This is a genomic window from Aquibacillus rhizosphaerae (assembly GCF_030282825.1).
Classification (GTDB): domain Bacteria; phylum Bacillota; class Bacilli; order Bacillales; family Amphibacillaceae; genus Aquibacillus_C; species Aquibacillus_C rhizosphaerae.
In genome coordinates this window covers 22,802-47,515 of sequence record NZ_JASTZU010000051.1, presented here as the reverse complement: position 1 = coordinate 47,515, position 24,714 = coordinate 22,802, and the positions used below count along the sequence as shown (strand labels likewise).

Genomic DNA, 24,714 nt, shown 5'->3' with positions numbered 1-24,714 from the left:
CACAATATTAACTTTTAGGAGGGATATAATGGGTGATCCTATCACCTTACTAGAAGAATTAATAAAAATAGATAGTTCTAATAAAGCGGGCGCAAATAGTGCTATAGATTATTGTAAACAATGGTTAGAACAAAAAGGCCTATCAGTCGAATTAATAAAGAACAATGGCTACCATATGATTGTATGTGAAATTGGACAAGGTGAAGATTCTGTCGTATTAAATGGACATATTGATGTCATTGAAGCAAATGCACAACAGTTCCAACCTTACACAAAGGATGGAAAAATGTACGGTCGCGGTGCTGTTGATATGAAAGCAGGGGCTGCTTCCATGATGGCCACAATAGCCAATTTAAAGGATCGTAACATAAATACAAAAGTCATGTTGCAAATTGTACCTGATGAAGAAACCGGCGGCGTCAATGGTACAAAGTATCTAACAGAAAATGGTTACTTAGGTGATTTTATTATATGTGGTGAACCAACAAATATGGGAATTGGTATTCAATCAAAAGGAGTTCTACAGCTCGATTTCGTTATAGAGGGAGAACCAGCACACGGAAGTCGGCCATGGGAAGGTCAAAATGCAATCACCAAAGCCTTTTCTTTATATGAAGATATCTTGCAGCTTCCCTTTGCACATGAAACTGGTCCGCCAATTTATGATATTCCGTCTATAAACCTTGCAACGATAAAAGGAGGTACTGTTTACAATAAGGTACCAGAGAGATGTGAAATGTCCCTTGATATTAGATATTTACCAGACCAATCACCTGATGAGATATTTAAACAAATTCAAGGAATAACAGACGGCACCGTATCTATTCATATTTGTAATGCACCAGTCAAAACCAAAGAGGACAACCCTTTCGTCCAAAAACTGGCTAATTCTATTAAAAATCAAACCGAATTGGAAAGAGTAAACATCTTTGGACAACATGGTTCTAATGATGGTCAATTTTTTACCAAATTTGGTGGTTCAGCTGTAGAATGCGGTCCTGTTGGACACGATTGGCACGGCCATAAAGAATTGGTTTATATAAATTCTGTTAGAGAATATCAGAAAGTATTAGAAAATTTTTTATTATCTTTTCAGGAAACAGCCAAAAAAGATGAAATCAAAATGGAATAAATTAGTTTTCGTGAAGATATGATAGTAGCATAAAAAAAGAAGCATCTGAAGAGTTAGGAATATTAAGACATGTTAGTGGGAAGCAGGGGAAACCAGCGAACCGTTCCCTGCTTCCTATTTATATTATACATATTATTGAGACTTCTTATGTTGCCTCTTGTTCTCATACATTCGAGCATCTGCTTCCTTGAATAATTCATCCATATTTCCGCCATCTTTTGGATACATACCAACCCCTAAGCATGAAAAATTCAAGCATTATGGGAATCAGTACGTACATAAAAATATAATTAGCTTTGCCCTTATTTAATTGTAATGGCTTACATAGCCTATTTCGTTGATATTAGTAAAACATATAATCTTGAAAATCGTCTATCACAGTTTAATTATAGGTAAAACAGTGTATGCAAGAAAGGCAATAGTCATACCAATCATAAACGGTTGAAAATTCTTAAAATGTAACCAAGTGTAAAAAGATTTAAAAATAGCAATAATTGTGGAGGATTAGTGCGAAACAAAATAGTAAAAGCCCCCACTAAATTTTTTAAAGTGAGGACTTTTCTTATAGCTTTTCTCTTCTATATAATTCAATTATAGTAAATAATTCTCTGATAGCTTAGAACCAGTTGATAGCTTCAGGTTTAAGATTTTGGAAAATATGCTTTGTTTCAGTGTACTCTTCCATACCTAGATTTCCTAATTCGCGTCCAATACCTGACTGTTTAAATCCACCCCACGGTGCATGTGGGAAATAAAGATTGAATTCATTTATCCAAACAGTACCCATGCGCATCTTTGCTACACAACGCTCTGCTTTAACGATGTCGTTTGTCCAAACGCCACCAGCAAGTCCGTAAATAGAGTCATTAGCAAGCTTTATTGCTTCCTCTTCTGTACTGAATTTCTCAACTGTGATAACAGGACCAAAAGCTTCATCTTGAACAATGCTCATTTCTGTTGTACAGTCTGTAAAAATAGTAGGTAAGTAGAAAAATCCATTTTGTAGTTCTGGTTCTTCTGGGCGACTACCTCCAACTGCTAATGTAGCACCTTCTTTTATTCCTGTTTCTACATATTCTTCTACTTTCGCAAGGTGCTCACCTGAAATTAGTGGACCCATTTGTGTATCTTTGTCAAATCCACTTCCTAACTTAAATTTTTTCACTCGTTCAACCAGTGCGTTAACGAACTCATCATGAATACTCTCTTCTACAATCAATCTTGTGCCAGCGGAACAAATTTGCCCTGCATGGAAGAATACCCCGTTTAATGCTTGGTCAACAGCGATATCAAAATCAGCATCAGCAAAGATGATATTAGGATTTTTCCCACCAAGTTCAAGTGCAAGCTTCTTCACATTAACGCTTGCAGCTTGCATAATTTTCTTTCCAGTTACAATCCCACCAGTAAAGGAGATAAGGTCCACATCCATGTTACTAGATAGCTCTGCACCAACTGTATGACCAGCACCAAGTACCAGGTTAGCAACACCAGCAGGCACTCCCGCCTCATCCATTAGTTCGAATACCTTAATCGTAGTAAGTGGGGTAATTTCACTTGGCTTCATGATTAATGTGTTACCTGTAACTAAAGCTGGAGCTAATTTCCAAGACGCTTGTAGTAATGGGTAATTCCATGGTGTGATTTGACCACACACACCAACAGGTTCATGGACCACCCTACTAATAGAGTTTGGCACAGGAGAGTCAATCAGCTCTCCCCCATTTTTATCTGCTTGCTCCGCATAAAAGCGAAATACTCCAGCAATATCATCCATGTCTCCACGGCTTTCTTCCACTGTTTTACCAGTGTCTAATGATTCCAATCTAGCAAGTTCTTCTTTATCTCTTTCTATTAACTCTGCAATTTTTCTTACAATATTACCGCGTTCTGTTGCTGGTGTAGAAGACCATTCTCCATCATCAAATGCGGCTCTTGCTGCAGCGATTGCTGCTTTTGTATCTAATTCATCACTTTCCGGAACAGTAGCAATAACTTCCTGGTTAAATGGATTAATAATATCACGCTTATTACCTGAGTTCGCACCCACCCATTTACCATTAATATATTGTTGTTTTAGATTCAAATCTATCAACTCCAATTTTATAAATGAATTAAGTTTGTTAAAAATTTATTTAACGTTTTAAATATCGTACCACTTCTATTGAAAGCTGTCAAAAATATAACAAACATAAAAGTTTAAAAAGAATTATAATTCACTAAAGAGCTTATGAATACTGATTTTCAAGCATTTTTGTTTGGGTGAAAATACACATTTTCATTTGACATTTAATCTGAGCACGGTATCATAAAGTTCGTAAAGAAGATTTAAAAAATATTTAACATGCTTTACTTTATAGTGAAGGAGCGACTTTATGAGTGAATCTACTGAAAGATCCAGAATTAAAATAGAAGAAGCCAAAGATAAAGTCATTGGCGCTATTGCAGAGACCATGGATTTATATGGTGTAACACCAGCTGCCGCAAATTTATATGCGACGATGTACTTTAAAGATCAGATGACTCTTGATGACATGCGTACGGAGCTCGAAATGAGTAAGCCGAGTATGAGTACTAGTGTCCGTAAGCTACAAGAAATAGAAATGGTAAAAAAAACATTTACTCGCGGTTCTAGAAAACATACCTATGTAGCAGAGAAAAATTTCTTCCGTTCCTTTATGGTATTTTATTGTCAAATGTGGGAACGAGAAGTGAAAATGAATATGGAAGCAATTGAGGAAGCACAAGAAGACTTTATCAATGTCATTAAAGATTCCACTAGCACACCAGAAATTGTTGCTGATGCAAAAAAATACTATGATCAATTAGAGGAATCTAAAACATACTATCACTGGTTGGAAGACTTAGTAGCAAATATAAGAAATGGTAATATTTTCGAATTTCTACCTCAAGGGAAAAAAGAATAAATAAAGAAGTTATCATACAGCCTATAAAGTATGAATTATGAACATTTTTTTGTGAGTGTTGCACTTATCTCTTTTAAATATGAGATAAGTTAGCATTGTATTATTGTTAAAAATATTCTTAACTAACTTAACGTTTAGAATATTTTATATAAAAAAAGGGGAGTTATTTAATCATGTACAAATTTAAAAAAGAGCTTAGTCTTATCTTAGCACTAGTAATGGTTGCTGTACTGACAGCATGCGGGAACACTAGTGGGGATAAAAACAGTGAACAAACTGACTCAGAAACAGAAGTAAGCGACGAAGAAGTAAGAATTGGCCAAATTAACTGGGCTGAAAATATTGCAGTAACGAATATGTGGAAGGCAATTTTAGAAGAAAAAGGGTACGACGTAAAACTGAATGTATTAGATATGGGTACGACGATGAAGGCGTTAGAAAGTGGAGAACTTGATGCTAGCTTAGAAATATGGTTACCAGTCCAAGATGCTAACTATTTGGAAGAATATCAAGATGCTGTTAATTTCTCTGAAGCTACTTGGTATGATAATGCTAAAGTAGGACTTATAGTTCCAACTTATTTAGAAGAAATTAATAGTGTAGAAGACTTAAACGAGCATAAGGAATTGTTTGATGGAGAGATTATTGGTTTTGACCCTGGAGCAGGTACAATGGAAGTAACAGAACAATTAATAGAAGATTATAATCTTGAGTTTGAACTACTACCAAGCTCTGAACCAGCAATGTTAGCTCAAATTGGACAATCTATAGATAATGAAGAGCCAATCGTTGCACCTCTATGGAGCCCACACTGGGTATTCTCTAAATACGATTTGAAGTTCCTAGAAGATCCAAAAAACACATTCGGTGGAATTGAAAAAATTCACCATGCTACAAGACAAGGATTTGCAGAAGATTATCCAGAAATCAGTCAGTGGTTTAAAAACTGGAAAATGGATGACCAACAAATCGGTGGATTAATTGATTATGTAGAAAATGCTGAAGATCCATTAGATGGTGCAAAGCAATGGATTGAGGAAAACCAAGAGTTAATTGGTGAATGGGTGAAATAAAGACAAATAATATAAAAAAGCACAAAGAAGTTAGTCTCATTTTTTGAAGAGACTAACTTCTTTTTTTGCTATTTCTGTCACGTTGTAATTACTTTTAAATTTTAATTAATCTTCCATTTCATAATATCCACGGTCTTCTCCGTAATACGTGTTATATCGTTTTTTAAACTTATAGAAAAGATAGGAACCAATTACCTTTACGATCGCATAGCCTGGAATACCAAGAATTACACCGACAACACCAAATAAATTACCTGCAATTAATAAGACAAGGATAATGGTTAGTGGATGAATTTTCATCGTTCTCCCCATGATATTTGGAGAGACGAAATTCCCCTCTAAAAATTGGACTGCGATCCATACAATTGCTAGCTTTAGCAACATGAAAGGAGAAGTGACAATTGCAATAATAGCTGCTGGAATAATGGCAATCGTTGGTCCTAAATAAGGGACAACACTTGTTACTGCTGCGACAATAGCCAATGTAAATGCATAATCTAGTCCTATGATCAGGTAACCAATAAATAGTAGAATCCCTATAACCGATGCGACAATAATTTGACCTTGGATGTAAGAACCAACTTGTGTATCGATATTAGTTAAGATTTGCTTGGTATCATCTCTAAATTTCGGTGGAAATAACTTAATAGTAAAACGTTGAAACTTTTTTCCATCCTTTAACAAGAAAAATAAAATAAATGGGAAGGTTACAATAGATACAATCGTAGTTGTAATCGTACTAGCAACATTTTGCACCCCTTGAAAACCATTAGAAATATAAGTTCCAATTAGTTGTGGTAATTCACCTAACCTCTCCATTACCCAGTTATAACCATCATCATAATAAGGTCCTAAAAAAGAATTCTGCACCCATTTTGTCATGGTATCTCCAAACTGTTTTAGATAGTTCGGAAAAGATTGGAATAAATCTTTCATCTGTGCTTCGATATATGGAGCAGTCAACAAAATTATTCCAGTTAAAGCACCACTGATACCGAGAATAAGGATGATCACTCCCCAAATTCTTTTAATACGTAATCGTTCGAGCAAATCTACAATTGGATTCAGTAAATAGTAAGCAATAAATGCTAAAATTACTGGAGGTGCTATAGTAGATATGATGACATTCAGTGGATAAAAGATAAATGAAATTTTAGTATAAATATATATCGTAATGCCAATCAATAGAAAAAAAGCTAATATGTAAAAGACATTCCTACCACCAATTAATTTTAAAAACCTGTTTTTTTCTTCCATAAATACAACCCCTTCAATGATAATGGTACCACATATTATTATACACTCCATAATGTTCGGCATATATAAGATAGAACTAATATTTAAAGGAAATGAAAAAGGATAACATATAACCGGTTTCAATATTTATCAAAAAATAGAAATTTATTATGTAATAGTTGATGATAGTACAAAAAAGAGAAGGCACTCTAATAAAATGTATATTTTACGGATAAATACATTTTGAAAGAGACCTTCTCATTGAAAATAATATTTTAGTTTAACCTTTTATTGTGCCTGCGTCGGCTGGATGTACGCCATGACGGTAGAAGTCTGCATTAATAGGCTCCAGTGGTTTACTTCCAAGGATTAAGTCAGCCGCCTTTTCCGCCAGCATCAATACTGGTGCATGGATATTACCGTTAGTCACGTAAGGCATGGCAGAAGCATCGGCCACTCGTACATTATCGAGCCCATGGACCTTCATCGTTAATGGATCTACTACAGCCATGGGATCAGAAACGGGTCCCATTTTTGCTGTGCAACTCGGATGAAGTGCAGTCTCGGCATCTTTAGCCACCCAGTCCAAAATCTCCTCGTCTGTAGTAACGGAAGGACCAGGCGAGATTTCTCCTGAATTATAAGGTTTCATAGCTGGCTGAGACATGATTTCACGTGAAATCTTAATAGCTTCCACCCACTCACGTCGGTCCTGTTCAGTGGAAAGATAGTTATAGACCATGCTCGGATACTCTTTAGGATCTTTCGAGCGAATCTTTAATGACCCACGAGCATCAGAATACATAGGTCCTACGTGTACTTGGAATCCGTGTTTAGTGTCTGCTTTTTGTCCATCATACCGTACTGCTACCGGAAGAAAATGGAACATCAAGTTTGGATAGTCTACTTCCTCATTCGAACGAACAAAACCTCCACCTTCGAAATGGTTGGTTGCTGCTGGACCTTTCCGTCCAAGTAACCATTGTAAACCGATAAAAGGCATCTTCGCTTTATTTAAACTAGGCTGCTGAGAGACAGGTAACGGACAAGCGTATTGGATGTAGGTTTCTAGATGATCCTGAAGGTTTTCGCCTACACCTGGAAGATCAATTACAGGTTCAATACCAACGGATCGCAAATGTTCAGCTTCGCCTACACCTGACAGTTGTAGTAGCTGCGGTGTATTGATTGCACCACCGGCGAGTATAACTTCCCCAGCAGTAACTTGATGAGTCTTACCGTTTCGTTGATAAGTAACACCGCTTGCTCGGGTACCATCAAAATCAATACTTTGAACAAAAGCGCGAGTTCGAACAGTTAGATTCGGACGCTTCATAGCTGGATGCAGGTATGCACGGGAAGGTCCAAATCGTCTACCTTTGTACACATGCTTATCAAACGGTGCAAATCCTTCTTGTCGAAAACCATTCACATCAGGGATTTTCGAGTATCCAGCCTCGACAGCTGAGTTAAAGAATGCTTGGAATAAAGGATTAGTTGCTGGACCTCGTTCCAATTTAAGAGGACCATCGTGGCCACGAAACTCATCCTCAGGATCTGCTGCTAAAGCATTTTCCATGCGTTTGAAATACGGAAGACAGTGCTTGAAATCCCACGTTTCCATACCAGGGTCGGCTCCCCAACGTTCATAGTCTAGTGGATTACCACGTTGAAAAATCATTCCATTTATTGAACCCGAACCTCCGAGAACCTTGCCTCGAGCATGCTTGATACGTCGTCCATTCATATAAGGTTCAGGGTCGGATTCATATTTCCAATCGTATAAGCTTTTCCCTGCAGGGAACGGCAAAGCTGCTGGCATTTGGATCAATAGATCCCATGAAAAATCCTTACGTCCTGCTTCTAAAACAAGGACACTGTTTTTCCCATCTGCACTTAGACGGTCGCCGAGTACAGAACCGGCACTACCGCCACCAACGATTACATAATCAAATGTTTCTTTCATATTGAAAACCTCCATAGATGTTAAAAATTGAATTCAGTGAATTAAAAAAATTTGAAAAGCATTCATCAAAAACTATCCTTCTGTTGTTCATACTAGTTTAATAGTTTTTTATAACATTCACTTTAAGCCCATTAAGTGGTTCAGGTTTGAGGATACGATAAATATGTTTTGCAATCTATTTCTGATTTGGAATTGCCTGCATTCATATTAATTCAGACCATCTATATCTCTCTACCAGCAAGCTCACAATACGGGTGATGTTACCTAATTTTCCGGAACAAACCATAATTTTATTAACTTTGTTAAAAATTTATTTAACATATTTAATATATTAAAAATACCACAATGTATATTTTTTGTAAACCAACTTGTATTCTTTTACATTTTTCTTATAGTCACTCAGGGAGGAGAAAGATAATCTTGGCAAAGGAAAGTTCAGATGAGCACGAATGTCCTAAATTACAACATATTAATATGGTAGGAACTAGTTATTTAATATACTGTTATAGCATGAGGGATTCTTATATAAGTTCTCTTCCATTGCTAACTTCTAAGCGGTTCACTGGGATGACTAACTCAGCTTTTAGTTCATTTTCCATAGAATGAGCAGAGGTAAACAACACAGTCATTAGCTTATTTATCGGAGTTATAAAAACGATTTTTTTCACCATTATATACTTAACCTCGCCGCCGTAATCGGCTACTTTATCTTGTATAGACAATCAAAAAGACAACTTATGAGAAGCTTCTGTTAATGGTATAAAGGTAGCAAGATATTAGCTTTTTTACGTGTTTTTACTAAAGTAATTGAATTCCGGATAGATTTTGCTTCATTAGCACTAAAAACCCCTTCTAGTTTTAAACTCCAGAAACCCAAGATAGAGTCCTTATAAACATCAAAAATATGCTTCAACAACAGAGGAAGCAAACCTGTTTAGAATAATCCCCTTGTGGTAAACTTATGTATATTGTTTAGGCAATTGATAAACAATTAAATAGACGTACTGAAAGAGGTGAGAACATGACCTATCTCTTATTATTAATAGGATTTGTTCTTTTAATTATGGGAGCTAATTATTTTGTAGACGGAGCCTCGAAAATAGCACAAATATTGAGAGTTTCACCAATGTTAATCGGGTTGACAATCGTAGCCTTTGGTACTAGTGCACCAGAAGCATCGGTTAGTTTTATTGCTGCATTCGAAGGAAATAGCAATGTAGCTATTGGAAATGTTGTTGGAAGCAACATCCTTAACGCAACTTTCATTTTAGGAGTTACAGCAATTGTATTCCCATTGGCCGTGCAGAGCGATACAATAAGAAAAGAAATCCCATTCGCTTTGTTGGGAGCCGTTGCATTGCTACTTCTTATTAGTGACATCCAACTTCAATACTCAGAAATCAATCTTATTACGAGAACCGAGGGGATTATTCTACTACTTTTCTTTGTTGTTTTCCTTTACTATGTATTTGAGATGGCAAAGAACAATCGAAATCAGATAGACGAGAATCCTTCTGATACGATGAATATTTCTTGGATGAAAAACCTTGCATTTACAATTGGGGGTCTTGTGGGCATTGTATTTGGAGGCAGCCTTGTAGTCGAAAATAGTATCCAAGTTGCTCTCTCACTAGGGATGAGTGAAACTCTTGTTGGTTTGACTATAGTGGCTGTTGGCACATCGCTTCCTGAATTGGTTACTTCTGTTACAGCAGCCTTAAAGAAACAGACTGAGATTGCATTAGGTAATATTGTTGGCAGTAATATTTTCAATATCTTTTTCATTTTAGGGGCTTCAGCAACTATCCATCCATTAGCTGTTGATTCAAAAATATTTGTAGATATGTGGCTAATGGTCTTTGTTACATTTTTACTGCTAATCCTATCAAGAACTCAGCATAGGATTTCAAAGATAGAAGGTATAATTTTAACCATTATCTACATTATTTACCTTGCTTTTATTATAATCAGAAATTAGCATCATAGAAGTACAGTTAGATTATTGAAAAAGCATAGAACAATTTATCCTTATATGAAAGCTTGAATATATTTTCATGTCAAGAATCAGAACAGACAGAAAAGATTTCGTCTGTTCTTTATATTGTTATAAAAAATAGTCCTTGTTTCATTAATGAGTATTTGTGCATTGTTTCAAAAAAATAGCTTTTCTGAAGGCTTTTATCCAGTTATTAGGAATTGCTTGTTGATGGAAAAACTCTTTCACCAAAACAATAGTACTAATGTTTTGGTGAAAGAGTTAAGTTTTTTCCTGTTAATTTCATCGATTAATCCACCGTAATAATGTCTCAACCTTCTTTTTACTAACTTTTCCACCTGTGAAACGGTCAATTTGTCTAAATGGCATGTTTATAATAAAGTACACGTTATTTGCCGTTAATGGTTTACCAATCTTTTTAAGGAAAACATGGACGAACATAATAGAATTATATAGCATTTTTCCTATCCAATTCTTATATTGCGCCTGTTTAATCGTGTCATTCATTCCTAAATCTTTATCACGATCCCAATTTGTAGGTGGAAGTTTCCTCCCTAATATTTTCTCAAATTCGGAATCAGGGATATCCTTTACATTTGCCATTGCATAGTGTGGAAATTCATTTTTTAAGAATATAGATGGAGAAACACCATCCATCTCAATAGTTTCCTCTACATGAATGTCTTGACTGGAACTGCCTACTTGAATCTTATAATTCCCTGATTCAATCTCCCAATCCTTTATTTCAGGATTATAGTAAGAGAAATCTCTTTTTGTTAACGCTAATGTAACTCGCTCCGTTTCACCAGTAGCCAAGTAGACTTTATCAAAGCCTTTCAATTCCTTTTTCGAACGGAAAATTTTCGAATCTACCTTTTCAATATATAACTGTGCAATTTCTGCTCCAGCCATTTCACCTGTATTTGTCAGATCAAAACTTACAGTTAAACCATTGACTTCAATGTTGCTGTATTCAAAAGTAGTATAAGATAGCCCGTATCCAAATGGATAACGCACTGGTAGATTAGCTGTTTCAAAGTATCGATAACCGATGAACAACCCTTCTTTATGTTCACTTGTTGCTTGATCTCCCGGATAGTATGCCGAAGAAGGCACATCCGTGTAATGAATTGGGAATGTTTCGTTTAATTTACCACTTGGATTGTGTTTACCGAGTAAAAGATCAACGACAGCTTTTCCAATACCTTGGCCAGAAAGGTAGGTGTGTAAAATACCTTGTACTTGATCTGCAAATGGTAATTCAAGTGCTCCACCACCAGCTAAAACAACGACCACATTCTTATTTACCTTTACTACAGATTCAACAAGGTCTAGCTGATTTTGAGGCAGTTTTAAATCTTCTCGATCTACCCCTTCTGCTTCTTTACTTTCATCAAGACCAATAAATAAAATAACTGTTTCAGCAGACTCCGCAAGACTTGTTGCTTCTTTCAATAATTTGCTACTATTTCCACCCATACGCTTAAACCCTTGTGAATAACCAACTATATTTAAAGAAGAATCTTGTAAATAATCAAGTGGATTACTTAACTTATAGGGGTTAATTAAAGAACTACCTGCGCCTTGATACCTTGGATTTTTAGCAAAATCACCAATAACTGCTACTTCTGTTCCTGCTTTAAGCGGAAGAATACTTTTTTCATTCTTAAGCAGTACCATAGACTGACGAGCCGCATTAACTGCCTTATTGTGGTGCTCTTCATAATCTACTTGTACGGATTCTTTATCATCTAAACGTACTTTATTTATAACAGATAACAATTGATCTACTGCTTCATCTAATATGGATTCATCTAGAGTTCCTGCATGGATTGCTTCTACAATTTCCTTATCTGTTATCCCATTAGTAGATGGCATTTCTAACTGGTTATGAGCTTTCAACCCGGCAACACGGTCATTATTTCCACCCCAGTCCGTTACAACAACACCATCAAATCCCCATTCAGAATACAAAATGTCATTCGCTAAATGTTGATTTTCATTTGCATATTCGCCATTTACCTTATTATAAGAAGACATGATTGTATATGGATTACTTTCTTTCACTACTTTTTCAAATCCAGTTAAATAAATTTCTCTAAGTGAACGTTCATCAACAATTTCATCAATTGTCATACGCATATGTTCCTGACTATTGACTGCATAATGTTTAGGACAAGCTGAAATACCATTAGACTGAATTCCTTTTACCATTCCACTAGCAAGTTCACCGGTTAGGTATGGATCTTCTGAGAAATATTCAAAATTACGTCCACATAATGGATTACGTTTAATATTTAGACCAGGTCCAAGTAAAACACTTACTTTTTCACTACGAGCTTCTTTACCGATATCTTTTCCTACATCATATGCAAGTGACTTATCCCAACTATTTGCAAGCGTCGCTGCTGTTGGATAACAAGTTGCTGGTAAGCTTTTGTTTAAACCTAAGTGATCCGCTTTCCCACCCTGTTTACGTACTCCATGTGGTCCATCGGTTAGCATAATGGATGGAATATCCAATCGCTCGATTGCCTTCGTATTCCAAAAGTTTTTTCCAGACATGAGGGAAGCTTTCTCTTCCAAAGTCATTTGTTTAATTATATTTTTATGTTTCATTTTCTGCACAGCCCCCGATGTTAACAATTGGTAAGAAGGCAAACATAGTCCGCCTTCTTACTTTATCAAGTAATATTACTAGTTGAAAATATGCGTTTTAAGTGTTGCATATAGTGCGTTATGCATGCTATTTCGCAGTCCAACTGTAATCGCTTCTGGATGCTCCTTATATGCTTCTTCTAAAAGTTGCTTTTGGTTTGGAGCCGTTAAAATATCTAACATTAAATCATTACCAGATGTAATGGCTTGTGGTGCTTCCATAAATCCGAACACCGCATCTGAAGATACTACACCTTCAAAGCCCCACTCATCTCTTAGCATTCCATTTAATAATTCAGGATTTGCCCATTTTCCATCAATGAAAGAGAAACTAGACATTGCACCAGTTACATCCCCCTTTTTGACAGTCATTTCGAAAGGGCGTAGGTGGATTTCTCGCATCGCTTGCTCATTCGACCATACTAGAAGCCCAGAACGTGCGTTTGTTTCTTGCTCATTCATGATAAAGTGTTTCATGAATACTGTAACACCTTGGTCCTGAGCACCTTTCGCCATACCAGAACCAATCATGCCATTTAATACAGGGTCTTCTGACATATACTCGAAGTTTCTTCCACCTTGTGGCGAACGATGAACATTAAGAGCTGGAGCGTACCATCCGTGAATTCCACAAGCTTTTGCTTCTTGTCCAATCGCTTCACCCATCTCGTATGCTAAATCTTTATTCCAAGTGGATGCCATGACGATTTCCGTTGGGTAAGCACCGGCTTCAAACTGCTTAAAGAAAAAGCTAAAACCAGCAGGTCCATCCATTAAAACTGTGTTCGGAATACCAAGTTCATCAATTTCTATTGTGTGATAAGCAGCTTCTGATACATACTCTATCATTTGATCCACAGTCATTTGATCTAAAAATTCATCCCATAAAGGATCATCATAATCTAACCCTTTTAGGTCTTCCAATATAAGCCCATTGTCAGCATCTGTCGTAGGCATTTCTACATCATCATCATAATTATGCTCTTGAACTCTTTCGATCACTTTATCAGATGCTACTTTTGAATCATCTTGATCTGATGGGTATGTTCCTTCCAAATCGTTACGTGAAAGAACTGTTAATTCGTTTTCTGATTTAGTAAAACGGTTTTGGTATTCAGTTCCTGTATCAGCATCTGATTGGTACACAATATCTTCAGGTAATTCAAAGTTTAGTGTACTGTCAATTGCATGGACATTCTTACCAAGTTTAATTTCGTATGTTCCATTTTCTAAAATATAGTTCTCATTTTCCATATCATAAGAAGCCATGTCTCTTGTATCATATTGAATAGTTAATACTTCAGACTCTCCTGGTTCTAATGATTTTGTTTTTTCAAATGTAGCTAAGTTAATGGCAGACTTCTCAATTCCTCCTGGTGTATAAGGAGCAGAATAATAAACTTGAACGACGTCTTTACCAGCTACTTCACCTGTATTCGTTACTTCTACTTGCATTTCAATAGAATCACTGTTTAATTCTTGATTAACTATGTTCCAATCAAATGTTGTATAGCTTAGGCCAGATCCAAAAGGAAATTGAACGGTTTGATTATAACCTTCTTCATTTCCTTGGTAGAAAGTTTCATAGTATCTGTATCCTATATAAATTCCTTCTTCATAGTTAAGGTAAGCTTTATCTAAGTTCTCATACTGGTAATCTCCAAAATTTTCACTAGCTGGTGAAGATTCAACATCATACACATACGTATCCGTAATACGACCTGAAGGATTTAATTCACCTGATAATGCTTTAGCAAGGGAATTAGTTCCGAATGGTCCAGGTGTTCCAACCCAAATAACGGACTGAATACTTGGATATTCCTCAACAAATCCTAGTTCTAATGTATTACCAGCATTTACAACAATGGTAACGTTACTAAAGTTTTCAGCTACTTTTTCAACTAATTCACGCATTTCATCTGATAACTTTAATTCATTTAAACTTACATCTGAAGCTTCTACAGCTTCACTCTGAACAATTATCAATGCATTTTCAGAGTACTGTTTCGCTTGGGCTATTGCGGCATCTGTTACATCTGGTTCACCTTCTGCCTCATCACTACTTAACATTCCTTTAATGACTTGAATAACACCAGTGTCCGACTGACCTGTTCCTTCTTCTAATTCTGGTAATCCTGCATAGTAATCATATAATTCCTTATTATATTCAACACCTGCATTCGTAAGCGCATCAAATAAACTCACAGCACGAGTTTGGTCGGATGCACCGGAACCACCTCCACCGTATTTAAATGTAAACGCAGTCGAGCCAAATACATTCGTTTTATTATCTGCTAATGGCAGGGAGTTATTTTCATTTTTTAATAATACTAATCCTTCATTTGCAATCTCTTCTGAAACAACATCAGCAGCTTCTCTTGCTTCGTCAGCTTCTTCACTTGTTGTATCAATTGTAATATGTTTACCAGTCACGTTCGCAAGTATGCTTGTAACTGTCGGCCCTACGGTTATTCCAATGATTAATAAGAGTGTAGCAAAAACGGCCCAGCCAGTGAATCGTCTTGGTCTATTTCTTAATTTTTTATACATCTTAGCTTCTTTTTTCGCCACTTTTCTTTCTTTACGGCTTAAAGACTTCAATTCTTCTTTTCTTTGCTTTTTTTGATCTTTTCGCAAAAGTTTATCGCTTTCAATTTCTGCCTTTCGATCTGTTTCAGGTAAAGCCGCAATTTCTTGCTTTCTTTCTTTACGCTTTGCCTTATCTTCCCTCACACGTTGCAATATTTCTTGCTTCTTGTATTTTCTTTTTTTAAAGTATTCTAACATGATGTCCCCTCCAACTTTAAACTAATAAGATAACGTTTCCATTTTCACTATAAAGATCATCTATATTATTACTTTCTTGATAGAATTAATGGAACAATGCTGTTGATTTTCCTTAAGTATTCCTTTTTTATCACCCTTGCCTCTTTATTATCTTAAATAATAAATTAAAAGGTTAGCTTTAATATACAATCCAACGCCATCTAAAACATTCCATTATGTAAGAAATGCTATTCCGATTATTGACTTTTATAAAAAAATAGACACTCCCACCGTCAATGATAGTGTCTATTTTTTAGAAGATTTCTATTTAAATGTATGGATTTCCAGACTTATTTAACGTTATCAATACCTGCGTTTTATCTCAATCAATTGTATTTCATGAGGTTGTAAGAACGTTTCAAGACTATAATTTTTTTGTGCAGAAATATGCTGTATTTTAACTCCTGGTTCAGCTCTTCCTTTAATATAATTAATTGTATCATTGTCCATGTCACTAGGTGCTCCGGTATCTACCCAAGCATCATAGGAAGACCCCTGTTGCCTATTAACATACTGCTTCTTCATTATATACTCACCTTTTAAACCCTCCAAAGTTAATTGAAATGACTTAACACGTTCATTTTCAAATACCTTATAGCGACTAGTTGGTGACAGTTGTGAATAATCAAATACGCTGTATAAATGATTGGGATGGCTATAATTGAAAAGTAGGATTTGGTAATCTTCGCCGCTTTTAGTGACAATCATATTTTCTTCTCTTGAAACCAGGTTTTCACCGAGCTTGCTTAGGAAGAGAAATGCATGATAACCAGCCTTTTTGATACCATTATAGGTCATTAATCCAAACCCCCCATGGAAGAGCGGCTGTTCCAATTGAAATTCATCAAATATATCTGTGAATGTCCAAAAACCCATCCCTTTCACTTTATCAAAATTTTCGATAACATTTTTAGTGATAAAGGCTCCCATATAACAAGTGTCGTGTATCGGGTCTCTGCTATCGGAATTTGCGTTCCACTCCGTTATCCATAATTCTTTATTTAGTGATGCCAATCCTTTGCTCTTGTTAATGAAATGGTCAATGGATGTTGAAAAATTATTCTCATCACCCAACATAATGCCACTAGATTTAGCTATTTTTTGTATAAAGGTTCCTGTTAATTCATTATCAGTCTCTGTTTGCATTGTTTCGGGTTTAGGTAAAAGGTTTCTGGATAAATTGTAAACATGAAAAGAAAAGAAATCTAGATCAACCTTTTCATTTTGCACAAAGACATCAAAATCATTTAACCAATTTTGATTTTGGGAAAAGTCAATGGTTCCAAATCCGCCAATTTTAATTTCAGGATCAATTGCTTTAATACATCTATAGCTCTCAGCATAAAAGGTAAAGAACTCTTGTCTTGAACCGCTCCAAAATTGTTGCACTTCCGGTTCGTTCCAGAACTCAAAATACCATGTTCTAACTTCATGCATTCCATATCGATTAATCAAATGTCTGAAAAAAGCATCCAGTAAGTTAAGCCATCGCTCCATTTCCTTTGGAGGTGATACAAATGCATTCCACCAAAACATCTTATTTTCAGCACTTGCTAAATCTTTTGGCATAAAACTAATTTCAATAAAAGGTTTTAAATGGACGTCAAGTAAATTATCCAATAAAGAATCAATGTGATTAAAGTTAAAATAATAGGATCCATCCGATTTCTCATTATATACCATGAGCTGGTCTGCAAAAATTCCATGAAATCGAATGTATTCGAATCCTATTTCGCCCTGTACCTGTTTCAATTGATCATAAAAATCCTTTCTCAGGGCATGTGGAGCAAAGCCGAAAGTCATTAATTTTGTGAAGGAACGATTAATTTTGGTTAAATAATTGGTAACATCAATTGTTTTTGTTTCCCCTTTTATTTTCGGGACATCGCTAATATCCTTACGATCTAAGTATTTGAATAGATTTACAAATGATTCCTTGCTGTTAATGCTCAGATAATCCTTTATAGTGCCTTTTTTGAGCTCTATTCTATATTGTTCTCGATACTGCATTGGTGTTACCCTTAACGTTTCTTTGAAGACTCTGTAATAGGCTTTACTGTCTGGGAACCCAAACTTTAGCGCTATCTCAGTAACGGTTTCATCTGTTGTTCGCAAGGTAAACAATGATTTGTTTAAGCGCATATTGTCTAAATATTTTTTTAGAGATACCCCAACATTTGACTTAAAATATCTGGATAGATAATGTGAATTTAATGAAAACTCTTTTGCTATATCCTGTAATCCAAAATGTACTTCTATACAATGCTCATTCATATATTGAAGTATTTCTACGAGTCTTTGGTCATCCTTCATTCGCTTTTTCTTTGTGTTTGTCGGTACTTCAAAATACTCTAGAAGAATGACCACAAGATCTAATAGCATTTTCTTAACTTTAAGATGATAAAGGTTTTTTTTATTCAATACTTGGTCCATCATATTTGCTAGAATATATTTTATCTCATCTAAAACAAACATAGATCCTTCTTCAACTTCTCTTGAGTTCAAGTAGAATCTTTTTTCTTCAACATCAATACCCATTTTCTTAAAATACCTGTTGTCAAATTGTAGAGCCAACACATGTGTTTGTCCGAACGCTGTCCTAGAGTTGATAAAATGTAGTTCATTTCCATTAACTAGAAAAACATCACCCATTTTCAGTTGATAGTCATCTTGATTAACCCTGATATCCAATTCACCTTCCAACACAAAAAGAATCTCAGTCGCTTCGTGCCAATGAAAAGGAAATTGTTCTACTGTATGTGTGAAAATGTTAATTGGTAAATCTACCTGATAATCTATCTGCTCATATTGGTAGTGCATGTTTCACCGTCCCCTGTTCGATAATTATCCATACTTTAGCACAAGAAAAATATCTACACAATTTTTCAAGAGTTTAGATAATGTTATTATTTTTAAACTTCCCCATGTACTTTTATAACATCTAAATTTTCTAGCTAATGATGCACTTATTGACCTCTTTTAAAAAGAACCAAATATGTGCCCCTTATCCTGAATGGGAGCGTCCAATATGATATGGGAATTCTGATTTTTTATAGATTTCAATAAGTTCGCGCATATCTTCCCGTTTTCTTCCAACAGAACCCAGATCCAGAATTAACATGTATTATCTTCAAGTAACGGATATATTCCCATTTTTTTAATCACACTTAAATGTTCGTAAATAACATGGGAGTTAATGTCTGGATTAATTGATGAGAGCAGTCCTGGCTATTTAATTTTAGGTTTTCGACAAAGCTGTTTGTCCTATTCGTTTCCACATACAGGTGAATAACCAGATTTACTTGTAGCGCTCGATTCCCACCTTTTTGCAAAAACATCAGTTCTGCCCAAAAAAAGGTTCATGGGATAACAAAATTTTTCCTTTTCCTTTTGGAGCGAACTCCGTCGCTGTTTTCTTTAATTTTGTTGTTCGACTATAAGATGTATTACCGCCTAAATCTAGTATAGAATTCACTTATTTAACAACATAAATAATACGGAATAGGCACAATTCAAAGTTGGTTGTGCCTTTATTCTCTTGAAATTTTTTTCATTTCCTAAAGAGCTGCTCCTCTTCACATTCATTTCTATAAATACACTTATTCTGTTATGTCATGTTTATAGAACTACTCTAACCGTTTTCTATTACAATATGATATTACTAATATATTTTTGTAAAATTATTACTTCTTTCTTTTAAAAAAGATAGATTAGTATTCATTGGCGTGTTATTATTTATCGGATATTACAATTTTTGTAAATGTTATTGAATGATTAGGATATGAAATTAAATGGGGCTTGTTGCTAAACTTGTTGTTAAAGAGTTGATATTAAAATATTTTGAAAGAATGTTTAGACATTTAATTATCAAGTTTACAAATTTCCACAATACTAGTTATCAAAGATAACTATGACGCCGCCCTAAGCTTTTTGATTTTAGCTGGAAAAGGGCATATAACTTTAACTCTGATATAAGAGTCTAAACATAATATATGAGGAGTAACTTTATGAAAAATAAAACCAATTTTTCAATCAAACATATGTGGAAAATAACTAATCCTTCTAAGCGCCAGTTTAGTTTAGGTTTAGTATTTTCTATTATTTCAGGAATCTTAACATTACTTATACCGCTATTAATTAAAGATATAATGGATAGTTTTTCTACAGGTCTATCTTTTAAAACAATAAGTCTAGCTGTGAGCTTTTTGATTTTAGAAGTGATTTTCTCAGCTATGTCTTTATACTTATTATCTAAAGTCGGAGAAGGTGTAGTGAAAAAGCTACGTGTTAAACTATGGAGCAAATTTTTAAAGTTGCCAGTTAAATTTTACGATGACAATAAATCAGGAGAAATGGTAAGTAGAATAACAAGTGATACCACTGCAATAGTAGATATCATATCAAATGAAATTGTTAACTTAATAACAAGTGGGATAACAGTGGTTCTTGCTTTAATTTTTTTATTCATATTGGATGTACCTATGACTTTAGTATTAATTTTGGTTACACCAATTACTCTTTTTGTAATCATCCCTCTTGGCGTAAAGGTATATGAACTTTCTTTTCAAGAACAGAGTAAAATGTCAAAGCTAACCGCTTATTTATCGCAAACCTTATCTGAAATTAAACTAATAAAATCTTATAATACTGAAGTGAAAGAAACCAATGTTGGACTAAATCACTTTAACTTTCTTTATAAAAATGGGATAAAAAGAGCTAAAATCAATTCTTTATTAACACCAATTTTAGGAACATTCACAACCATTGTTTTAATTGGGGTGATTGGGTTTGGTGCCTGGAGAGTAGATCAAGGCCTCATTAGTTCAGGGGAACTTGTAGCATTTTTATTATATTTGTTTCAAATTATAACTCCTTTCGTGCAAATGAATCACTTTTTAACAAGTTTGCAGGAAGCAAAAGGTTCTATGAAAAGAATATTTGAAATCTTAGATGAAAAGGAAGAGGAAAAAATTGTTTCAGAAGGATATATCGGTTCACCCACCCAGTTAGAATTTAGAGATGTTTCATTTGAATACAAAGATGAAAGAAATATTATTAAAAATATTTCTTTTAAAATAAAGAAAGGATCTTTAACAGCAATAATAGGACCTAGTGGTGCTGGTAAGAGTACTATTTTTTCATTAATAGAAAGATTCTACGATCCAACAAGCGGAGATATTTTATTAGATGGTGTTTCTTATAAAAATATAAATATAGAAGATTGGAGACAAAAATTCAGTTATGTTTCCCAAGATACTCCAATTTTCTCTGGTACAATTAAAGACAATATTCTGTACGGACAAACACACGATATAAAAGATGACTATTTAATAGAAATTGCACAACTTGCACATATACACGAGTTCATTATAGGACTACCTGATGGATATAACACTGAAGTAGGGGAACGTGGTAATCTGCTTTCCGGTGGGCAAAAGCAACGGATTGCTATTGCAAGAGCTTTAATGCGAAAAAGTTATTTTTTATTATTGGATGAAGCTACAGCAAGTTTAGATTCTCAATCGGAAAAGAAAATACAAAAAGCAATACATTCATTAATAAATAAACAAACTACTTTTATTATAGCACATAGACTATCAACTGTTATAAATGCTGATCAAATTATTGTATTAGATAATGGCGAGATTACAGGAATAGGCACACATGATGAATTGTTAAATAACCATGTGTATTATAAAATAGTAATCAAACAACAGTTTGAAAAAGAATCTACCTTTATTAATTAATTTTGTATTGAGAGTCACTAGTGTTGCATAAAAATTGTCGCAATTTGTATGCAACACTAGTCAATTATTATATCATTTTATTTATATCAGACTATTAAAACAATTGAATTTGTTGGCTTTTCTCTTTGTTTTCACCAGACAGACTGTAACCAATACTTTTATATCCTTTTAATCGCTTCTCAAACATTTTCTGTAAAACATCCACGTTCGAATCTACATAATCAAACACCCTTACTTCATCTTTATCACGGTGATCCCGATGAAGACGTCCTACATACTGTTGTAACGTTCCTTTCCAAGAAATTGGCATAGTTAGAAAGAGTGTATCTAATCTAGAATCATCAAACCCTTCTCCAACATATTTTCCTGTTGCTTGCGCTTTGAAAAATTCTAGGTTTCCAAATATAGCAAGCTTTTGTAATTCATTTAATATTTTACTGGGTAATAAACTCTTAGGAATTTGAATAACCTGATTTAATACAATCGTAACTTCTTTTGGCAAGTTAACATTCTCAACTTTCTCTTTTGCCTTCACAGGACTCTCTTCATCTGAGAAGTTTTTTACTATATGTAAGATTTGTTTTTCAGATATCTTTTTTATCGAGGATAAATATTGCCATTGATCGGCATATTCCTGAAATGAATCATTTACGAACACACTATTCCCTTTCCTTTTTGCTTGTTTCTGTAATGGAAGAGCTATCAAGTTACCAAAGCCACCTTTAGATAATTGATTTTGATTTGGGAACATTCTATCAAAGGAATCCATTCCAACTACTAGGAAAAGGGGATACCATAGCACATCTTATTTTTGATGATAACGATTTAAGTAAGAACTTTAATTATTCATTAGAAAATGGGGTCAGACCCCATCAGTGGAGGAACTTATTTTTTCAATTGAATTTTTTTAGACTTAGCTTGCTCAGGATAGGATACAAATACATCTCCATCAATCCATACTTTTACTTCATCACCTTTTTACCATTCCTCTGTATTGTCATATGCTAAATATATTAAAGGAATACCCTGTATCTCTGAAATTGATTTGTTTTTTATATCTTCATACTTGTCCTGAGAAAGATTCTCTGAAAGTAATATTTCATTTTCTGTTACTTCTAAAATAATACCTTCCATACCAGCCTTGCCACACCCTGCGAGTGAAATACTTAAAAATATCATTGTAAATGCAATGAAAAATTTTCTTTTCATAAACTATACACCCTTCCCTTTATAAGATTAGACGAATTTAACATTATATAGGTTTCGGACCATTATATGATTTATCCAATAATGATTTAGAAACTGATATTGAATAAGGGTTAAAAACTTTACTTAAAGAATAATATTATCTAGTTCTTGTTCAACTACCTAATATCGGGATCAGACCCCTCCCGTGGACAAATTGAGATATTTGTCTCTGTGATAAGAACAGTTAGTACGTGAGTTACTAGAAGATATAAGGGGCAATAAGCGTACCCCTGTCAAGTAGACACATACGGTTCGGGGTCAAGCTGCCATTTTTTGTTTATATTGAATAGGTACTGGCTCCTAAACCTTTTTGTCTTCTTCTATTCTTATAAACAGTCGATCGTTTGATGAAGTGCTTCTATTGTACGTGGCTTTTGGATTCGTACGGATTCCTCTTTAAGCCGACCAATGAAGCTCTCTATCGGCGCATTTGCCCAATAGTTTCCTCTTCTTGTGCTAATTAATTATACAAAGGTATGGTGGTAAACGCTTGTAACTTATTGGTAAATTCTCTGTCATTCGGTAGTAAATAGTATGGCGAGATTGGTACAATTCAGTGGCTTTAATCAGAGGTACACTCACTCCCTTTTTTGAGCCTCTAAGTCCACTAGCATTTCTGGTTGCGGTTGTGACGATTTTATGTTTTCATGTTTATCATGGAGTACGGTACTTTTTAAAAAGAGAAAAGTGAAAATAAAATGCAAAAAGAGGCTTCTCAAGCGTTTATAAAAACACTGAAAAGCCTCTTGATATATACATTATGTTATTTTCATGGTATATCAGGGATGGTGCTAGTTATTTATAGTTTTCATTGGATTATACATAAAATAATGTAAGATTTTATAAGTACGGTTGTTATGGCTTCAGTCCAGCAAGATTCAAAAATTATTTATAAAGACTAATAATGCGGAATTTAGTGCTATTGTTTGCCTACATTAAATGCAACAATTTGGTTTCGTCCCAGTTCCTTTGCTTTATACAATGCCTGATCTGCTCTCTGTGAAATTTCCTCTTTTTTCATAATAACCTTGGGCTTCATTGTTGCGATGCCACCACTAATCGTAACATAATTACTAACTGAGGATTTCCCATGTGCAATTTGTAAACCTTCAATATTGTCCTTCATCTGATTTGCAATCATTTCTGCATCCTGTTGAGACGTGTCTGTTAAAATGACCACGAATTCTTCTCCACCGTATCTAGCTACAAGGTCTCTTGGCCTTTGAACGGCACTTGCTAATGTTGTTCCGACATTTTTCAAGCACTCATCACCCTTAGAGTGACCATAAATATCATTATAATCTTTAAAAAAATCAACATCAATTAAAATCAAGGATATTTGTGAACCCGATCGAATAGCATTTTTCCACTCTTTTTCAAGATTCTCATCAAAATTTCGTCTATTCGGAATTTGTGTTAATCCATCTATATAAGATAAGTCTCTTAGCTTGGCATTCGCCTCTTCTAGTTCCATTGCCTGTTGCTTGATTTTCTGTTTTTGTCTGTGCAATTCCATAAATACTTTTACTTTACTAATTAAAAACTCTGGTACAATTGGCTTTAATAAATAATCAACTGCGCCTGAATCATAAGCCATACTTACATATTTATCTTCTTTACTAATCGCTGTCACAAAAATAATAGGTATATATTTTGTGCGTTCACTAGATTTCATTATTTCTGCTACTTCAAATCCATCCATCTCTGGCATTTGTACATCCAAAAGTACTAAAGCGATTTCTTCTTCTTCGAGCATTAAACTTAATGCGTCATTACCTGAATTCGCTTTTAATAGTTTTACGTCCAAGCCTTCCAAAATGGCTTCTAAGGCTAAAAGATTCTCTGCTCGGTCATCTACCATTAACACCTTACAATTATTCACTTCTGTCATGAAACAAATTCCCC

General features: G+C 34.7%; 16 protein-coding genes and 1 pseudogene. 5 read left to right on the top strand and 12 right to left on the bottom strand.

Annotated features, from left to right (window positions below; translation table 11 throughout):
- The first annotated feature begins 28 nt into the window (after positions 1–28).
- On the top strand, positions 29–1,132 hold the full coding sequence (locus QQS35_RS16210; protein ID WP_285933270.1) for a M20 family metallopeptidase: 1,104 nt from the start codon (positions 29–31) through the stop codon (positions 1,130–1,132).
- Between the two features lie 616 nt (positions 1,133–1,748).
- On the opposite strand, the gene betB is transcribed toward QQS35_RS16210, so the two are convergent.
- Positions 1,749–3,218, bottom strand: a complete 1,470-nt coding sequence (gene betB / locus QQS35_RS16200; protein WP_285933268.1) for a betaine-aldehyde dehydrogenase — start codon at positions 3,216–3,218, stop codon at positions 1,749–1,751.
- 289 nt (positions 3,219–3,507) lie between these two features.
- Between betB and cudC the strand changes: the two genes are divergently transcribed.
- A complete protein-coding gene (cudC, locus tag QQS35_RS16195) occupies positions 3,508–4,059 on the top strand; it encodes a choline uptake/conversion transcriptional regulator CudC (RefSeq protein WP_285933267.1) in 552 nt (183 codons plus the stop codon).
- 173 nt (positions 4,060–4,232) lie between these two features.
- The gene (locus QQS35_RS16190) at positions 4,233–5,132 is read left to right on the top strand and encodes a glycine betaine ABC transporter substrate-binding protein (protein WP_285933266.1); all 900 of its coding nucleotides are present in this window, start codon (positions 4,233–4,235) and stop codon (positions 5,130–5,132) included.
- A 105-nt stretch (positions 5,133–5,237) separates the two neighbouring features.
- Here the strand turns inward: QQS35_RS16190 and QQS35_RS16185 are convergent, their stop codons facing one another.
- The 3 genes from QQS35_RS16185 to QQS35_RS16175 form a co-directional block, all read right to left on the bottom strand.
- Positions 5,238–6,389: an AI-2E family transporter gene (locus QQS35_RS16185; RefSeq protein ID WP_285933265.1), complete on the bottom strand. Its 1,152-nt coding sequence runs from the start codon at positions 6,387–6,389 to the stop codon at positions 5,238–5,240.
- Positions 6,390–6,648: 259 nt separating this feature from the next.
- On the bottom strand, positions 6,649–8,334 hold the full coding sequence (betA, locus tag QQS35_RS16180; protein ID WP_285933264.1) for a choline dehydrogenase: 1,686 nt from the start codon (positions 8,332–8,334) through the stop codon (positions 6,649–6,651).
- Positions 8,335–8,855: 521 nt separating this feature from the next.
- On the bottom strand, positions 8,856–9,056 hold the full coding sequence (locus QQS35_RS16175; protein ID WP_285933263.1) for a hypothetical protein: 201 nt from the start codon (positions 9,054–9,056) through the stop codon (positions 8,856–8,858).
- A 299-nt stretch (positions 9,057–9,355) separates the two neighbouring features.
- On the opposite strand from QQS35_RS16175, the gene QQS35_RS16170 reads away from it, so the two are divergent.
- The gene (locus QQS35_RS16170) at positions 9,356–10,312 is read left to right on the top strand and encodes a calcium/sodium antiporter (protein WP_285933262.1); all 957 of its coding nucleotides are present in this window, start codon (positions 9,356–9,358) and stop codon (positions 10,310–10,312) included.
- 300 nt (positions 10,313–10,612) lie between these two features.
- On the opposite strand, the gene QQS35_RS16165 is transcribed toward QQS35_RS16170, so the two are convergent.
- From QQS35_RS16165 to QQS35_RS22945, 4 genes are all read right to left on the bottom strand, one after another.
- Positions 10,613–12,949 carry a glycoside hydrolase family 3 C-terminal domain-containing protein gene (locus QQS35_RS16165; protein ID WP_285933261.1) on the bottom strand — a complete coding sequence of 779 codons (2,337 nt, stop codon included), beginning with the start codon at positions 12,947–12,949 and terminating at the stop codon, positions 10,613–10,615.
- Between the two features lie 78 nt (positions 12,950–13,027).
- Entirely contained in the window at positions 13,028–15,775 is a 2,748-nt protein-coding gene (locus tag QQS35_RS16160; protein ID WP_285933260.1) for a glycoside hydrolase family 3 N-terminal domain-containing protein, read from the bottom strand.
- Between the two features lie 342 nt (positions 15,776–16,117).
- Positions 16,118–18,634, bottom strand: a complete 2,517-nt coding sequence (locus QQS35_RS16155; RefSeq protein ID WP_285933259.1) for a GH39 family glycosyl hydrolase — start codon at positions 18,632–18,634, stop codon at positions 16,118–16,120.
- A 444-nt stretch (positions 18,635–19,078) separates the two neighbouring features.
- Complete coding sequence (locus QQS35_RS22945; protein ID WP_407933975.1) at positions 19,079–19,177, bottom strand: TOTE conflict system archaeo-eukaryotic primase domain-containing protein; 99 nt, start codon at positions 19,175–19,177, stop codon at positions 19,079–19,081.
- 644 nt (positions 19,178–19,821) lie between these two features.
- Here QQS35_RS22945 and QQS35_RS16150 point away from each other — a divergent pair.
- On the top strand, positions 19,822–21,561 hold the full coding sequence (locus QQS35_RS16150; protein ID WP_285933258.1) for an ABC transporter ATP-binding protein: 1,740 nt from the start codon (positions 19,822–19,824) through the stop codon (positions 21,559–21,561).
- Positions 21,562–21,655: 94 nt separating this feature from the next.
- Here the strand turns inward: QQS35_RS16150 and QQS35_RS16145 are convergent, their stop codons facing one another.
- The 4 genes and pseudogenes from QQS35_RS16145 to QQS35_RS16130 all read right to left on the bottom strand — a co-directional run bounded on the left by QQS35_RS16145 (position 21,656) and on the right by QQS35_RS16130 (position 24,700).
- On the bottom strand, positions 21,656–22,330 hold the full coding sequence (locus QQS35_RS16145) for a TOTE conflict system archaeo-eukaryotic primase domain-containing protein (RefSeq protein WP_285933257.1): 675 nt from the start codon (positions 22,328–22,330) through the stop codon (positions 21,656–21,658).
- A gap of 116 nt (positions 22,331–22,446) precedes the next feature.
- Positions 22,447–22,527: pseudogene (locus QQS35_RS16140) on the bottom strand (DUF3221 domain-containing protein); the annotation flags it as partial.
- Between the two features lie 12 nt (positions 22,528–22,539).
- A complete protein-coding gene (locus QQS35_RS16135; protein ID WP_285933256.1) occupies positions 22,540–22,770 on the bottom strand; it encodes a hypothetical protein in 231 nt (76 codons plus the stop codon).
- A gap of 958 nt (positions 22,771–23,728) precedes the next feature.
- Positions 23,729–24,700, bottom strand: coding sequence for a GGDEF domain-containing response regulator (locus QQS35_RS16130; RefSeq protein WP_285933255.1), 972 nt, complete (start codon positions 24,698–24,700; stop codon positions 23,729–23,731).
- Positions 24,701–24,714: the final 14 nt, after the last annotated feature.

What these genes read in the sequence shown, in the direction of transcription:
- QQS35_RS16160 (WP_285933260.1), bottom strand. Translation starts at nt 15,775, where the DNA reads ATGTTAGAATACTTTAAAAAAAGAAAATACAAGAAGCAAGAAATATTG.
- QQS35_RS16130 (WP_285933255.1), bottom strand. Translation starts at nt 24,700, where the DNA reads ATGACAGAAGTGAATAATTGTAAGGTGTTAATGGTAGATGACCGAGCA.
- betA (WP_285933264.1), bottom strand. Translation starts at nt 8,334, where the DNA reads ATGAAAGAAACATTTGATTATGTAATCGTTGGTGGCGGTAGTGCCGGT.
- QQS35_RS16145 (WP_285933257.1), bottom strand. Translation starts at nt 22,330, where the DNA reads ATGGATTCCTTTGATAGAATGTTCCCAAATCAAAATCAATTATCTAAA.
- QQS35_RS16150 (WP_285933258.1), top strand. Translation starts at nt 19,822, where the DNA reads ATGAAAAATAAAACCAATTTTTCAATCAAACATATGTGGAAAATAACT.
- QQS35_RS22945 (WP_407933975.1), bottom strand. Translation starts at nt 19,177, where the DNA reads ATGAACCTTTTTTTGGGCAGAACTGATGTTTTTGCAAAAAGGTGGGAA.
- QQS35_RS16210 (WP_285933270.1), top strand. Translation starts at nt 29, where the DNA reads ATGGGTGATCCTATCACCTTACTAGAAGAATTAATAAAAATAGATAGT.
- QQS35_RS16155 (WP_285933259.1), bottom strand. Translation starts at nt 18,634, where the DNA reads ATGCACTACCAATATGAGCAGATAGATTATCAGGTAGATTTACCAATT.
- QQS35_RS16185 (WP_285933265.1), bottom strand. Translation starts at nt 6,389, where the DNA reads ATGGAAGAAAAAAACAGGTTTTTAAAATTAATTGGTGGTAGGAATGTC.
- QQS35_RS16190 (WP_285933266.1), top strand. Translation starts at nt 4,233, where the DNA reads ATGTACAAATTTAAAAAAGAGCTTAGTCTTATCTTAGCACTAGTAATG.
- QQS35_RS16170 (WP_285933262.1), top strand. Translation starts at nt 9,356, where the DNA reads ATGACCTATCTCTTATTATTAATAGGATTTGTTCTTTTAATTATGGGA.
- QQS35_RS16135 (WP_285933256.1), bottom strand. Translation starts at nt 22,770, where the DNA reads ATGAAAAGAAAATTTTTCATTGCATTTACAATGATATTTTTAAGTATT.
- cudC (WP_285933267.1), top strand. Translation starts at nt 3,508, where the DNA reads ATGAGTGAATCTACTGAAAGATCCAGAATTAAAATAGAAGAAGCCAAA.
- QQS35_RS16165 (WP_285933261.1), bottom strand. Translation starts at nt 12,949, where the DNA reads ATGAAACATAAAAATATAATTAAACAAATGACTTTGGAAGAGAAAGCT.